Below are 13,608 nucleotides of genomic sequence, written 5' to 3' on the forward strand. Positions count from 1 at the left end.
CTCTGTTAAAGCGTCTGCAACAGACTGGCAAGTTGCTGGTTGATGATTTTCTGGTTGAAGTCGTTCTCGACTTTCTTCCGCGCCCGCGTCACCACCGGTGTCAAATCACGGCTCTCCATACTTCCGAAAGCAGCCAGGCGCTGCGCCAGCGCCTCGGCATCATTTTCCGGCACTAGCCACCCGGACTGCCCGGCGTCGATCAGCTCCGGAATGCCGCTGTGGACGGTTGAAACCACCGGGATCCCCACCGCCATCGCCTCCATCAGCGCAACCGGGATCCCTTCCATATCCCCATCCGCGCCGGTAATCGACGGCAGTAAGAAAACGTCGGCTTCATCAAGCAGCGCTTTCACTTCATGGCTGGGTTTAAAGCCCGGCATTTCAATCACATCTTCCAGTTGGAATTGTTCGATAAGCGTGCGTAAGCGGCGTTCCCATGGACCAATACCAAGGATGCGATATTTGAAATCCACCCCACGTTCTTTCAATAAACGGCACGCTTCAATGGCGACATGCAGCCCTTTTTTCTCGGTCAGACGCGCCACAGAGATAATTTGCAGTGGGCTACCGGGGCTTTTAACCGAGCGCAGGCTAAAGCGGGCCATATCGACCCCCATGCGCGAAACGGCGATTTTGGTCTCCGGGCAGCCCATATTTTTCAGTCTACCCGCCCATAACTCGCTGATCGGCAACATCAGATCGCCACGCTGGAAAAGTTGCCGATACTCAGGCGTGTAGTGGTTGAGCACGTCGCGATGAGAGATATCAATGCCGTGGAACACGGTGGCGATTTTGCCCTTGAGTACGCCCAGTTCCCGCAGTTTTGCGGCGGTAACGCCTGCCGGACCAAAGTGGGCGATAAAGACATCGGCGCTGAACGTGCGCGGCGCGAGGCCGCAAATGGCTGGCAGGATCAGGTTGCGTGCTTCGCCGCCGTAGCGTGACATGTTCAACGCTTTCCAGGTTGAGGACTTCCAGATACCTCGCGCGATCGCCTGCCCACGATAGCTCAGTTTTGCCATCTTCCCTTCCGGCTCGGCCAGTAGCCAGTGCGTTTTTTCCGCCAGCCGGTACTCGGTATATGCCGCGTGCGTGTTGTTCATATCGCCCTTATGCAGGGCAACAATCTCAACTTCAAAACCCATATTGATAAAGGCAACGATCTGATTGAGCACAAAGGTTTCAGAAGATAAGGGAAACTTCAGCAAGAAGAAGCTGACTTTCATTTCACCCCCTGCACACGATCAAGCACCGATTTGACCATTTTCATGCCGTGCTCGCGCTCCGCTGCCACCGCCGTTGCCAGACGTTGGTTAATCGCAGGCAGTTGTCCCAGCGTGTCGGCCGCCATCGCCGCCAGCGAACCATCCAGCAGATGGCGAATATCGACGGCCATTTCCGGCATGCCAAGTTGCTGCATGATGCCTGCCGACTTATGTTCATAATTAATGGCAATCGCTGGTGTACCAAAGTTCATCGAGATAATCGCGGAGTGCAGGCGCGTACCGACAGTTAAGTCACAGGCGCCGAGGATCTTGCCCATCTCCAGATCGTTGAGTTCATCCATCACCACGTGGTAGCGCGACGGATCGCTCACATACTGGCGCAGATTGAGCGCCACCATACGGTCATCTTTGTTATAGCTGTCAATGCCGGTACAGGTAGAGAGCGCAATGACCTGATAACCCGCGTCAATGATTCGGTTGACCACCTCAGCAAAAGCCTGTTCATAGGCCTGTTGGGTGGTGTTGAGTCGTTTATCGAACGGTGCCAACTCACGCAGCGTAATCGCCACGGTTTTCTCTTTTGCCGCCAGATCCAGCCAGTGCTGGACCGCATAGCTGGCAACAAAATCGTGCTGATGGTGATCCACCAGCCAGGCGGTATCCACGCCATGCTCCACTTTGCTGGTAGTGATGTCGCTTTGCTTCATCAAGTTGAGGCTCACGGTTTCGCGCAGGATCAGCGCATCGCAATGGCCAAATACATAATTTGCCAGTTGGTTAAACGCCTCGTTCTGGAACGGTCCCACGCTGTGACCAATCATGTAGATCGGTTTTTTCGCCATAAACGTACACAGCGCGTGTTCAAATTGCGGCACACCATACAGATCGACGAAGAAAGAGCCGCCGACCTGAATAATCGCGTCATAGCCCGCCAGGCGGCGGACAAAATCGGTAAAACCTTGCGCAATAGCGATATTGCGCAGCTTACCGGTATCCGTCACCCTGGAGAGCAGCACCTGGTGCTGGTAACGACGGCGCAGCACTTTTTTCACGCGCCCCATCAACCCGGCGGCGTTGTTCTGCTCTTTCATCTGGCTATAGAGCGGGTCGCCCATCACCGGGCGGTTGAGTAACCAGGATGAGCTCACCGGATAGCGGCTCATCACATCCACCTCTGCATCAGGCTCAATCAGGGCAATCGCATCCAGCAATCCACGTAAAATAGCGCTGTCACCACGGTTGCCGCATGTGTGATTGCCAAGGATCAATAATTTCATAACGACCTCATAAAGGGGTTCAATCAGGTTTCTTATCCTGCGCGAAGCAGCGTTTTGAGTTTCTCGTTGCGGCAAAACTGGCGCTTCATCTCCACCACCAGCGCATTACGCGACACAATCAGCATCCCGGCGAACGCCACCACGCCCGCAGTGACCTGAATCGCCAGCATCGCCGCCAGCGGCACATGTCCGTTCAGGGCCAGACCCAGGCCATAGCTCACCACCAGTGTCGGCAGCGACAGATAAAAGGGCAGCCACAGGCTCAGGATGTATTGGCGGTAGCTGGAACCGAGAACCGGTTTGATCATCACGAAGTAGCTCAAAACCGTGTTGATAATTTGCACCAGCAGAAAACCGAGTGTCACGCCGAGCGCACCCGCCAGATGTCCACCGACAATAATGGCGGGGATAAAGAGAAACGTTTTAAAGACATTGAATTTAAAGCTGATATCCACCCGTGCTTTCGCCATCAGCAGCGAACCAATCGGGTTACCTACCGCGCGCAACAGGCCGACAATACACAGCAGCTGCAGGATAGGAATGATGCTGTTCCATTTGTCGCCAAACACCAGCGGCACAAAGTTATCCGACACGACCATCAGCCCCAGCAGGATCGGGAAGTTAATGATCCCAACAACCGACAGCAGCTTGTAGAAGTTCACGCGCAGCTTTTCCGTGTCGTCCTGAATTTTGGCAAACGCCGGGAACAGCACGCGGGTGATGATGGGGTTGAGCTTCATCGGTGGCACCACCGCCACGTTGTACGCCAGGTTATAGCCCCCGGCGACGCTGGCACCGAGAATACGTGCCAGTACCAGGGTGGAAAGGTTGGTGTTCACATAGTTGATGATGCTGTCTGCCGTCAGCCAGGCACCAAAACGCAGGTTGGAACTGACAGAAGCCAGTGAGAAATGCAGCCCTGGACGGTAAATTTTGCGACCAAAATAGCCAAACAGCAGCGTGCGCACGGCGGTGTTGACCAGATAACCGAGAATCGCGGTCATCGCCAGCGGCCAGAAGAATGCGCTGATAACCGTAAAGCTAAAGCCCGCCAACACTGACAGCGTTTCGATTGCGCCTATCTTGTTGAACTCCAACTCTTTTTGCATCAACGCACGGAACTGCTGGCCATGTGGGATAACCACAAAAGCCAGCGACAGCGTTTTAATCAGCGGTTCCAGATCCGGGTTATTCAGCACATTGGCGATCACCCCGCTCAGGGAGAAAACGGCAATGCAGACCACAATGCCCAGCCCGACATTGAGCCAGTAAAGCGTGGTCAGTTCGAGATGACTTATCTCTTTACGCTGAATAATGGAGTTCGCGATACCGAAATCCGACAGCGTATCCGCCAGCGCGATAATCACCAGCGAGATGGTCAGCAGACCAAACTGGTGATTATCGATAATGCGCGCCAGCACGGTCATCTGCACCAGCCCCAGACCAATAATGGTCAGGGTCGCCATAGCGGACCACTTCGCGCCGCTGATGGTTTTTTCTCTCAGGCTCATGACCTTTCCTTAATACGCCGCTTTGTTAACAAAGCCTTTAAAGACGGTCAGAAAAACGATTTTGATATCGAACCATAGGCTCCATTCGCGGATGTACTCGAGGTCGAACTCAATACGTTTTTCCATTTTCTCCAGCGTGTCAGTTTCACCACGCCAGCCATTAATTTGCGCCCAGCCGGTAATACCGGGTTTCACTTTATGGCGCAGCATGTAGCCCTCAATCAGCGAACGGTACTGCTCATTGTGCGCCACCGCATGCGGACGCGGGCCAACGATCGACATGCCGCCGGTCAGCACATTGATAAACTGCGGCAGTTCATCCAGCGAAGTGCGACGCAGAAAACTGCCGATTTTGGTGACGCGCGGATCGTTCTGCGTTGCCTGGGTCACCACTTTGTCGTTTTCCATTACCTTCATGGAGCGGAACTTCCACACCTTGATCGGCTTACCGTCAATGCCATAGCGCGTCTGGCGGAAGATAATCGGCCCCGGCGAACTGATTTTCACCGCCACCGAAATCGCCACCAGCACCGGGGAGATGAGCAGCAAAATCAGCGAAGCGAGGACAATATCTTCCAGACGTTTCAGGATGCGGTTGACGCCGGAAAGCGGCGTGTCATACAGCGGCACCACCGGCACGCCGTTCACCTCTTCCACACGCGAATGCAAGATATTAAAGGTAAAGACATCCGGAATGAGAATCACCGAACAGGTGGTATCGGCCAGCTGGCGCACCAGCTTTTTGATACAAACTGCGTCATTCATCGACATGGCGATGTAGACGTTGTGAATTTTCCCGCTTTTCGCATCCTCCACCAGTTGGTCGAGGTTCCCCGCCCAGTCAGTGGTAATGCCGCCCGGTTTGGGATCGTGGTAAACCCCGACCACATCAAACCCGAGCCAGGGTTCATTGCGAAAACCATCCAGCAACTCCTGGCCCATCGGCATATCCCCGGCCACGGCCACGCGGCGCGTGTTGTAGCCAAGGTTACGCATCCAGCCCGCACCAAAGCGGATCACTGAACGGCTCAGCATCAGCCCCATCGTGGTCAACAGATACCAGGCGAGATAAATATTGAAGGTGTTATCGAAATCATTATTGAACGCCAGCAGGCCGGCGCTGAAAACCAGACTCAGCGTCCAGTTCTGCAACAGCAGCGTCAGTTCAGTCATGATTTTCACGCCCCGCCAGGAGCGATAAAAATCGGTCATTCCGCCGATCATCTGGAAAACAACCAGCGTAATCAGAGCCATCAGCAGATGCATGTAGAAGAACGGCAGCGCATTGACCTTACACACCAACCACAGGCCACCGAACATAATGGTGATGTCGGAGAAGCGCTGCACGATAGAGATTAACGATGCATTCGTTTTAGCCCGGTCGCGTTTTTTGAGATGAGTCATCGTTGTACCTGCCTGTATGCTCACCCTCCCCGGCATCGGGGAGAGGAACGCCTTATTGTTATTGATTCAACAGTGCCAGAATTTCCTGCGTTCGCGCTTCCATCAGTTGCACGTCGCGTCGCGATTCAACATTCAGGCGTACCACGGGTTCTGTGTTGGAAGAGCGCAAGTTAAAGCGCCAGTCGGCAAATGCGATGCTGATGCCATCCGTGCGATCGATCTCCAGCGCGCCTGGCGTGAAGTGTTGTTCAACGCGGTTGATAGCCGTCGCCGGATCCGCCAGTTTGCTGTTGATCTCGCCGCTGGCCGGGAACGCCACCATGCGGTCACTCACCAGTTGTGACAGAGTTTTGCCTTTCAGGCACAGCAGCTCGGTGACCAGTAGCCACGGGATCATGCCGCTGTCGCAGTAGGCAAAGTCGCGGAAGTAGTGGTGCGCGCTCATTTCGCCGCCATAAATGGCGTCTTCTTCGCGCATCCGCTCTTTAATAAAGGCATGGCCGGTTTTCGACATCACTGGCGTACCGCCCGCGCGGCCAACAACATCCACCGTATTCCATGACAAGCGCGGGTCATGGATAATCTTCGCGCCCGGATGTTTCTCGAGGAACGCTTCCGCCAGCAGGCCAACAATGTAGTAGCCTTCGATAAACTGCCCTTCCCCGTCGAACAGGAAGCAACGGTCAAAGTCGCCATCAAAAGCAATGCCCATATCGGCGTTATGCTCGATCACCGCATTGCGGGTATCGTCGCGGCACTCCGGCAGCAGCGGGTTAGGAATACCGTGCGGGAAGGTGCCGTCCGGTTCGTTGTGCACTTTGACAAAGGTCACCGGCACATTCAGCGCCTTAAAGCGGGCTTCAATGGCATCCACTACCGGGCCTGCCGCGCCGTTACCGGAGTTAATCACCAGCTTCAGCGGCTTGAGGTTATTGGTATCGATATAGCCCATCAGGTGATCGATATAAGCGTCGCGCAGATTAATTTGCTCGTAGCTGCCGCGTTTTGCCGGGTTCACCGGTGGGAAATCATTGGCTTCTGCCAGGCGCTGAACATCACGCAGCCCGGTATCGCCGCTGATCGGACGCGCGCCCTTACGCACCAGTTTCATGCCGTTATAGTCCATCGGGTTATGACTGGCGGTCACTTCGATACCGCCGTCAACGCCCAGATGGAACGTAGCAAAATAGATCTCTTCTGTACCGGAAAGACCCATATCCAGCACATTCACACCCGCGTCCTGCAAGCCTTTCGCCAGCGCCAGTTTCAGCGCTTCGCTGGTCTGGCGCACATCGCCACCCAGCACGATGGTCTGCGGCTTCAGGTACTCCCCATAGGCGCGGCCAATACGCCATGCGATATCTTCATTGAGTTCTTCGCCCAGCTTGCCGCGAATATCGTAAGCTTTAAAACAGGTTAATTTTTCCATCATTACCTCTTCTTCAGGCAACAGTCAGCCGTGACCGTAAAATGGCCATATCTTGTTGAGTAATTTAAATTTATAAACCGGATAACGTTCGCGTTATCCGGCGCGGGAATTAAACACGGCCGTAACGATCGGCAAACCGCACAATGTCATCCTCTTCAAGGTACGAACCAGAGCGTACCTCGATCAGATCGAGCGGAATTTTCCCAGGGTTTTCCAGACAGTGGCGCGCGCCGAGCGGAATATAGATAGATTCGTTTTCGCCCAGCAATTTCACCTCGCCATCAATCGTCACTTTCGCCGTACCCGCCACCACCACCCAGTGCTCTGCGCGGTGGTGGTGCATCTGTACGGAGAGCCCTTCCCCCGGCTTCACGGTAATACGTTTCACCTGGTAGCGATCGCCGGAATCGATGGAGTCATATTTACCCCACGGGCGGTAAACTTCGCGGTGAATATGGTGTTCGTGGCGCCCGTCGGCTTTGATTTTTTCGACCACTTTTTTCACATCCTGCACGGCGTTACGGTCAGCAATCAGCACCGCATCTTTGGTTTGCACCACCACCAGGTCTTTCACCCCGACGGTTGTCACCAGGCCAGATTCCGCATAAACGTAGCTATTTTCGGTTTTATGGCTAATAACGTCGCCGTGATGGACGTTTCCCTCCGGTGTGTGCTGGCTAATTTCCCACAGCGAGGACCAGGAGCCGACATCGCTCCAGCCCGCATCCATCGGTACCACCACCGCATCGGCAGTTCTTTCCATTACCGCGTAGTCAATCGACTCTTCCGGGCAAGCGAGGAAGGACGCCTCATCAACGCGGATAAAGTCCATATCCGGGTCGGTGGCGTCCATTGCTTTTTCGCAAGCCTCAAGAATATCCGGACGGTATTTTTTCAGCTCTTCCAGATAGCGACCGGCGCGAAACAGGAACATGCCGCTGTTCCAGTAATACTCACCACTGGCCACATAACCCTGTGCGGTTTCGAGGTTGGGTTTTTCGACAAATTGTGCCACTTCAAACGCCACCGCATCGACTTCACCGGCTGATACCGCGCCGCGACGGATGTAGCCATAGCCGGTTTCCGGCAGATCCGGCACGATACCAAAGGTCACCAGTTTGCCAGCGTCGGCGTATGGGATCGCGTTGCGTACCGAAGTGCGAAATGCCTCTTCATCCTGAATCACGTGGTCAGCGGCCAACACCAGCATCAGCGGATCGCTATCCGGGTTGTGGCGTGTTATCGCCAGCGCAGCCAGCGCGATGGCCGGTGCGGTATTGCGGCCTGCGGGTTCAAGAATGATGTTTTCGGTCAGCTTGTGCAGCTGACGCAGTTGCTCCGCCACGATAAAGCGGTGCTGTTCGTTACAAATCACCACCGGGCTTTCGCACTCCACGCCGTTCAGGCGGCAGATGGTGGTTTGCAACATGGTCAGTTCGCCTTTCAGACAGAGAAACTGTTTAGGGTAAAGCACACGGGACAGCGGCCACAAACGGCTGCCAGAGCCGCCGGCCATCACGACCGGATAGAGTTGTGTTTGACTCATGATTTATCCCCATTGCCATCGAAGTTCAGTTCGCCGTCATGCGCGCTTTCGCGGGCACCCGCGGACTGAGTGGAATTCTCCGGGCTGATATCTGCAATAAACTGGCTTAACACGTTCTCTTTTTCGAGCGTGCGTTCGGCATATTCACGTGCCACCGTGTTGTTTTTGGGCAGCGCCAGCGCGCGTTCAATGCCCCAGGTCAGCGCGTCAACCGATTCCGGTTCAACGCAGACCGCAATGTCTGGCAGGGTCAGGCACAGTTGGCCAAGTTCGGTACTCTCTTCAGCGGTAATGACCGCATTGCCGCCGACCGCCAGAATGTTGGTCAGTTTGGACGGCAGCACCGCGTCAGCCGCGCCGCGTTTTTGAATCACCAGATGGCAATCGCCCATTTTCAATAAGGCCGGTAACGCCTCGTACGGCTGCAACGGGAAGAATTTCACGTTGTGAAGCCCGCGCTCGCTGACCATTTTTTCCAGCCTCGCCTTGCCGCCGCCCTGGCCTACAATCACAAACAGCCACGGCTGGTTGTGCAGTTTTGCCGCCGCTTCAATTACATTTTCCAGCCCCTGCTTCTCACCGATATTGCCGGAGTAAAGAATGATTTTTTTGTCATCCGGCAGGCCGAGTGTTCGGCGCAGTTGCGCGACGGATTCGTCGTCAATATCGCGAAAACGCGCCACTTCGGACCAGTTCGGGAAGAAAATAATTTTGTCCGCAGCCACCCCTTTCTCCCGCGCTTTGTTCATCATCGAACGGGAGATGGTCGACACGTTGTCAACGTTATGCAGATTGCTGCGTTCAAAAGCGGTCGCCAGCTTCGCCACACGACCGTTTTTACCTTTGCCCGCCATGCCTAAACCCAGCATGGCGTCGACTTCATAATCCTGAATGTGCAGCACGGTTTTCGCACCGCTCAGTTTTGCCAGCAGGCGCATGCCCGGCGTGCAAAACAGTGTCGGCACCACGCCGATAATGCGATCCGGTTTCCAGCGACGCTGCGCCATCAACGGGAAGAAACTACTCAGGGCAAAACTGCCCAGGTGCAGCAGCCGTTTTAAGGTCGATGGCTGCGCGGGCACATACAGCGGGCAGCGCCACACCGTGGCAACGCCCTGCTCTTTGCGCCAGCGCCAGGCGCTGTAGTGCGCGCCCACTTTCCACTCCGGGTAGTACGGCGGCGCGGTGATAACACGCACGTCATGGCCCTGACGGGCCATCCATTCCACCATTTCGCCGGTGTACTTACCGATCCCGGTCAGCTCCGGCGAATAGTTGATGCCATAGACCAGGATTTTCATAAGCCCGGAACTCCCTGCGCATCAAGAAAATAGGCGCGGCTATTGTCATGCACCAGCGGGTCGGCAATCAGTGACTCCGCCGTGCCCCAGCGGTAGTCATTGTGCTGATCCGGCGGCAGCGCGAGGGTCTCTTCATCCACGCGCAGGCGAAAGCCCAGCACGATGTAATGCGTGGTGAAATCCGGGCCGGAAAAGTTGTCGTCATAGAAGTGCTGCCAGACGCCGTAAAACTCGCCTGCCGACATCGGCAGGCGCAGTCCCAGTTCCGCCTGAGTCAGACGCTCGAAAGCGGCCGCCAGCGGCTCGTCCTTCTGCACGCGTCCGCCCGGTACGAACCAGTATCCCTGGGCCGGGCGGTTAGTGCGCTTGCCGAGTAAAAACTCGCCGCGTGAGTTTTCCACGATCAAATCGATGGAAATCAGCGGGGTCGAACGCACCACCGTGGCAAAATCTTCCTGACTCAAAAACATACTTACCCCCGGAACCGGTGCTGGTTTTCAAGGAACCACTGGTAGGTGCTCGCAAGCCCCGCTTCCAGTGAGATCTCGTGATACCAACCAAGCTGATGCAGGCGGGTCACATCCAGCAGTTTGCGCGGGGTGCCGTCCGGTTTGGTGGCATCAAACACCACGCGACCTTTGTAGCCCACCACGCTTGCCACGGTTTGCGCCAGTTCACGAATGGTGCAGTCCACGCCGGTGCCGACGTTGATGTGCGACAGCATCGGTTCGGTATTCTCCTGCCACACTTCGCGCGCCAGTTCCTGTACATGAATGCTGGCAGCCGCCATATCATCCACATGCAGGAATTCACGCATCGGCGTGCCGCTGCCCCACACCACCACATCCGGCGCATTTTCCTGTGTCGCTTCATGGAAGCGGCGCAACAGCGCAGGAATCACATGCGAGTTGCTCGGGTGGAAGTTATCGTGCGGCCCGTACAGGTTGGTCGGCATCACCGAGCGGTAATCACGGTCATACTGACGGTTGTAGGACTCACACAGCTTGATACCGGCGATTTTGGCAATGGCGTACGGTTCGTTGGTCGGCTCCAGCGTGCCCTGTAACAGCTCACTTTCCGCAATCGGCTGGTGAGCCAGTTTCGGGTAGATGCAGGACGAACCGAGGAACAACAGCTTATTCACGTCGTTCTTGTGCGCGGCATGAATAATGTTGCTCTCAATCATCATATTTTCGTAGATGAAGTCCGCCGGGTAGGTATTGTTCGCCACAATACCGCCCACTTTCGCCGCCGCCAGGTAAACCTGGTCGATACGTTCGTTTTCGAAAAACGCATTCACAGCCGCGCTATCTAACAGGTTCAGCTCCTCGCGGGAACGCAGCACCAGTTCGATATCCGCCCGCTGTTCGAGCTGCCGTACGATGGCTGACCCCACCATCCCGCGATGGCCAGCCACAAAAACACGTTGTTTGGTCATGCTCAGGACTCCAGCGCGATGGCAACCTCGTAACCGTGGGCCTTAAGCAGTGAGTGTTTTTTCGCTGCTTCCAGATCTTTTGCCACCATCTCGGAGACCATCTCCTGCAGGGTGATTTCCGGTTTCCAGCCCAGTTTTTCGTGCGCTTTGCTCGGGTCGCCCAGCAGGGTTTCCACTTCAGCAGGACGGAAGTAACGCGGGTCAACGGCAACAATCACATCGCCCGGTTTCACGCCTGGTGCGTCATGGCCGGTCACAGAAACGACAATGCCTTTTTCTTCCACGCCGGTGCCTTCAAAGCGCAGTTTGATACCCAACTGTGCGGCGGCAAATTCCACGAACTGACGCACGGAATACTGCACACCAGTGGCGATAACGAAGTCTTCCGGTTTTTCCTGTTGCAGCATCATCCACTGCATTTTCACGTAATCTTTGGCATGGCCCCAGTCACGCAGGGAGTCCATGTTGCCGAGGTACAGGCAGGATTCCAGACCCTGGGCGATGTTGGCGATAGCGCGGGTGATTTTACGGGTCACGAAAGTTTCACCACGGCGCGGAGATTCGTGGTTGAACAGAATGCCGTTGCAGGCGTACATGCCGTAGGATTCACGGTAGTTAACGGTGATCCAGTACGCGTACAGTTTGGCAACCGCGTACGGAGAGCGCGGATAGAACGGCGTGGTCTCTTTCTGCGGGATTTCCTGCACCAGGCCGTACAACTCAGAGGTGGACGCCTGGTAGAAACGGGTTTTCTTCTCAAGACCCAGGAAGCGAATCGCTTCCAGCAGACGCAGCGTACCCATGGCATCAACGTCAGCGGTATATTCCGGGGATTCGAACGACACAGCCACATGGCTCATCGCGCCCAGGTTGTAAACTTCATCCGGCTGCACTTCCTGCAGGATACGCGTCAGGTTGGAGCTATCGGTCAGGTCACCGTAGTGCAGATGGAATTTCGGGTTGCTGGTGTGCGGATCCTGATAGATGTGATCCACACGCTCGGTATTGAATGAGGAAGCGCGGCGTTTAATGCCGTGAACTTCGTAACCCTTCTCCAGAAGCAGTTCAGCCAGATAAGAGCCATCTTGCCCGGTTACGCCGGTGATGAGAGCGACTTTAGACATAATTTATTTTCCTCAATAGTCCCAGTTCAGGGAGTTACCTTTTCAACGCGTTCGCGCGTCACCACTGCGGGATTGCCACGGCAAATCACATTTGCCGGAAGCGATTTAAAAACACTGCTGCGCGCACCGACTACCGTCCCGTCGCCGATGGAGACGCCTGGCGCAACAAACACATCTGTCGCCAGCCAGCACTTCTCACCAATCACGATTGGCGTCGCGTTAATATCAAAATGCGCGCTCATATAATCGTGACTGCCGGTGCACAAATAACATTTCTGAGAAACCACTGAATTCGCACCGATAGAAATATCACCCAGCGTATATAACACTGCGTCATCTCCTACCCAGCTGTAATCGCCCAATGTTAATTTCCACGGATAGGTAATTTTTACCGATGGACGAATAACCACGCCTTTTCCAACTTTCGCGCCAAATAAACGCAACAGGAACGCGCGCCAGCGATACAGCACCTGCGGTGACCATGCGAATAATGTCGCCTGAACCGCCCACCACAGTTGAACCTTAATAGCGTTGCCGCCCCGAAAGCCTTTCGGCACGGAGAATCCTTTTAAATCCTGCATCATTTTTCCTTATATCTGAGCGTTATGCTTTGTTATATAAGGCTTTCGTTTTGCCGGTCGTCCGTAAACGCAACATATAAGACAACTGTGTCCAGAAGCCCGGCATGCGTAATATTTTACGCTGCACGTTGCGAGCATCCTGACATAATTCAAGGTTATTAGATGTTGATACGCCGCCCATCGAAAATTCAGAGACAAGGCCTTTCAAACGTTTAAACGGGAAACCCGCTTTAAACATTCTGGCGGCTAATGCGTAATCGGAAGAGACTTTATATTGCAGATCGTAGGGGTAAGTTTTCAGACCATTTACCGGGAAAAATATTGCCTGATGGCTGGCCGGTAGGCTGTGGTAAATATACCAGCCATGTTTTGCGCCACGACGTATTTTGGTGCCATCGCCGAAATCCAACAGCGCATCACCAATATACATAGCATTTTCTCTCTCATCATCCAGCTGGCGAACAACATCCACAATTTCTTCATGGAAAATATCGCCGGAATTGAGAAACAGCGCAAAGCGTCCTGCGGCCATATCGATCCCTTTATTCATAGCATCATAGATGCCTTTATCGCGTTCGCTGATATAGCGTAAATTGTATTGCCCATTGAGGTTTTTCAGAAATTCCTCAGTACCATCCTGAGAGCCACCGTCAACCACAATCCATTCAAATTCAATATCTTGCGCTTTCTCCAGGTGAGCCAGCGACTGCCAGGTTTTCATCACACCTTCATAATTACGAAACGCGACAGTAATAACACTTAGCAGCATTT

At 54.6% G+C, this 13,608-nt stretch carries 12 protein-coding genes; all 12 read right to left on the bottom strand.

Going from position 1 to position 13,608, the window contains the following annotated elements:
• Positions 1-5 precede the first annotated feature (5 nt).
• Positions 6-1,226, bottom strand: a complete 1,221-nt coding sequence (gene wcaL / locus E0L21_RS14130) for a colanic acid biosynthesis glycosyltransferase WcaL (protein WP_131410531.1) — start codon at positions 1,224-1,226, stop codon at positions 6-8.
• Complete coding sequence (gene wcaK, locus E0L21_RS14135; RefSeq protein ID WP_131410533.1) at positions 1,223-2,503, bottom strand: colanic acid biosynthesis pyruvyl transferase WcaK; 1,281 nt, start codon at positions 2,501-2,503, stop codon at positions 1,223-1,225. Before wcaK ends, wcaL begins: the two co-directional genes overlap by 4 nt.
• 32 nt (positions 2,504-2,535) lie before the next feature.
• A complete protein-coding gene (locus E0L21_RS14140; RefSeq protein WP_131410535.1) occupies positions 2,536-4,014 on the bottom strand; it encodes an MOP flippase family protein in 1,479 nt (492 codons plus the stop codon).
• A 9-nt stretch (positions 4,015-4,023) separates the two neighbouring features.
• Positions 4,024-5,418 (bottom strand): undecaprenyl-phosphate glucose phosphotransferase, encoded by a 1,395-nt coding sequence (gene wcaJ / locus E0L21_RS14145; protein ID WP_131410537.1) that lies wholly within the window; start codon positions 5,416-5,418, stop codon positions 4,024-4,026.
• Positions 5,419-5,476: 58 nt separating this feature from the next.
• Positions 5,477-6,847 carry a colanic acid biosynthesis phosphomannomutase CpsG gene (gene cpsG, locus E0L21_RS14150; RefSeq protein ID WP_131410777.1) on the bottom strand — a complete coding sequence of 457 codons (1,371 nt, stop codon included), beginning with the start codon at positions 6,845-6,847 and terminating at the stop codon, positions 5,477-5,479.
• A gap of 109 nt (positions 6,848-6,956) precedes the next feature.
• Positions 6,957-8,393, bottom strand: a complete 1,437-nt coding sequence (gene cpsB / locus E0L21_RS14155; protein WP_131410539.1) for a mannose-1-phosphate guanyltransferase — start codon at positions 8,391-8,393, stop codon at positions 6,957-6,959.
• Positions 8,390-9,694: a colanic acid biosynthesis fucosyltransferase WcaI gene (gene wcaI / locus E0L21_RS14160; protein ID WP_131410541.1), complete on the bottom strand. Its 1,305-nt coding sequence runs from the start codon at positions 9,692-9,694 to the stop codon at positions 8,390-8,392. The genes cpsB and wcaI overlap by 4 nt, the downstream gene beginning before the upstream one ends.
• Positions 9,691-10,164: a GDP-mannose mannosyl hydrolase gene (locus tag E0L21_RS14165; RefSeq protein WP_131410543.1), complete on the bottom strand. Its 474-nt coding sequence runs from the start codon at positions 10,162-10,164 to the stop codon at positions 9,691-9,693. The genes wcaI and E0L21_RS14165 overlap by 4 nt, the downstream gene beginning before the upstream one ends.
• A 2-nt stretch (positions 10,165-10,166) precedes the next feature.
• The gene (gene fcl, locus E0L21_RS14170) at positions 10,167-11,132 is read right to left on the bottom strand and encodes a GDP-L-fucose synthase (RefSeq protein ID WP_065370572.1); all 966 of its coding nucleotides are present in this window, start codon (positions 11,130-11,132) and stop codon (positions 10,167-10,169) included.
• 2 nt (positions 11,133-11,134) lie between these two features.
• A complete protein-coding gene (gene gmd, locus E0L21_RS14175; RefSeq protein ID WP_131410544.1) occupies positions 11,135-12,256 on the bottom strand; it encodes a GDP-mannose 4,6-dehydratase in 1,122 nt (373 codons plus the stop codon).
• A 26-nt stretch (positions 12,257-12,282) separates the two neighbouring features.
• Positions 12,283-12,837, bottom strand: coding sequence for a colanic acid biosynthesis acetyltransferase WcaF (wcaF, locus tag E0L21_RS14180; RefSeq protein ID WP_017458487.1), 555 nt, complete (start codon positions 12,835-12,837; stop codon positions 12,283-12,285).
• A gap of 22 nt (positions 12,838-12,859) precedes the next feature.
• On the bottom strand, positions 12,860-13,606 hold the full coding sequence (gene wcaE / locus E0L21_RS14185) for a colanic acid biosynthesis glycosyltransferase WcaE (protein ID WP_131410545.1): 747 nt from the start codon (positions 13,604-13,606) through the stop codon (positions 12,860-12,862).
• Between the last annotated feature and the right edge of the window lie 2 nt (positions 13,607-13,608).

Source organism: Kosakonia quasisacchari (assembly GCF_004331415.1).
GTDB lineage: Bacteria > Pseudomonadota > Gammaproteobacteria > Enterobacterales > Enterobacteriaceae > Kosakonia > Kosakonia quasisacchari.

Coding starts and splice junctions, on each gene's coding strand:
- wcaF (WP_017458487.1), bottom strand. CDS start 12,837: ATGCAGGATTTAAAAGGATTCTCCGTGCCGAAAGGCTTTCGGGGCGGC.
- wcaI (WP_131410541.1), bottom strand. CDS start 9,694: ATGAAAATCCTGGTCTATGGCATCAACTATTCGCCGGAGCTGACCGGG.
- wcaE (WP_131410545.1), bottom strand. CDS start 13,606: ATGCTGCTAAGTGTTATTACTGTCGCGTTTCGTAATTATGAAGGTGTG.
- cpsB (WP_131410539.1), bottom strand. CDS start 8,393: ATGAGTCAAACACAACTCTATCCGGTCGTGATGGCCGGCGGCTCTGGC.
- gmd (WP_131410544.1), bottom strand. CDS start 12,256: ATGTCTAAAGTCGCTCTCATCACCGGCGTAACCGGGCAAGATGGCTCT.
- wcaK (WP_131410533.1), bottom strand. CDS start 2,503: ATGAAATTATTGATCCTTGGCAATCACACATGCGGCAACCGTGGTGAC.
- E0L21_RS14140 (WP_131410535.1), bottom strand. CDS start 4,014: ATGAGCCTGAGAGAAAAAACCATCAGCGGCGCGAAGTGGTCCGCTATG.
- wcaJ (WP_131410537.1), bottom strand. CDS start 5,418: ATGACTCATCTCAAAAAACGCGACCGGGCTAAAACGAATGCATCGTTA.
- E0L21_RS14165 (WP_131410543.1), bottom strand. CDS start 10,164: ATGTTTTTGAGTCAGGAAGATTTTGCCACGGTGGTGCGTTCGACCCCG.
- fcl (WP_065370572.1), bottom strand. CDS start 11,132: ATGACCAAACAACGTGTTTTTGTGGCTGGCCATCGCGGGATGGTGGGG.
- cpsG (WP_131410777.1), bottom strand. CDS start 6,847: ATGGAAAAATTAACCTGTTTTAAAGCTTACGATATTCGCGGCAAGCTG.
- wcaL (WP_131410531.1), bottom strand. CDS start 1,226: ATGAAAGTCAGCTTCTTCTTGCTGAAGTTTCCCTTATCTTCTGAAACC.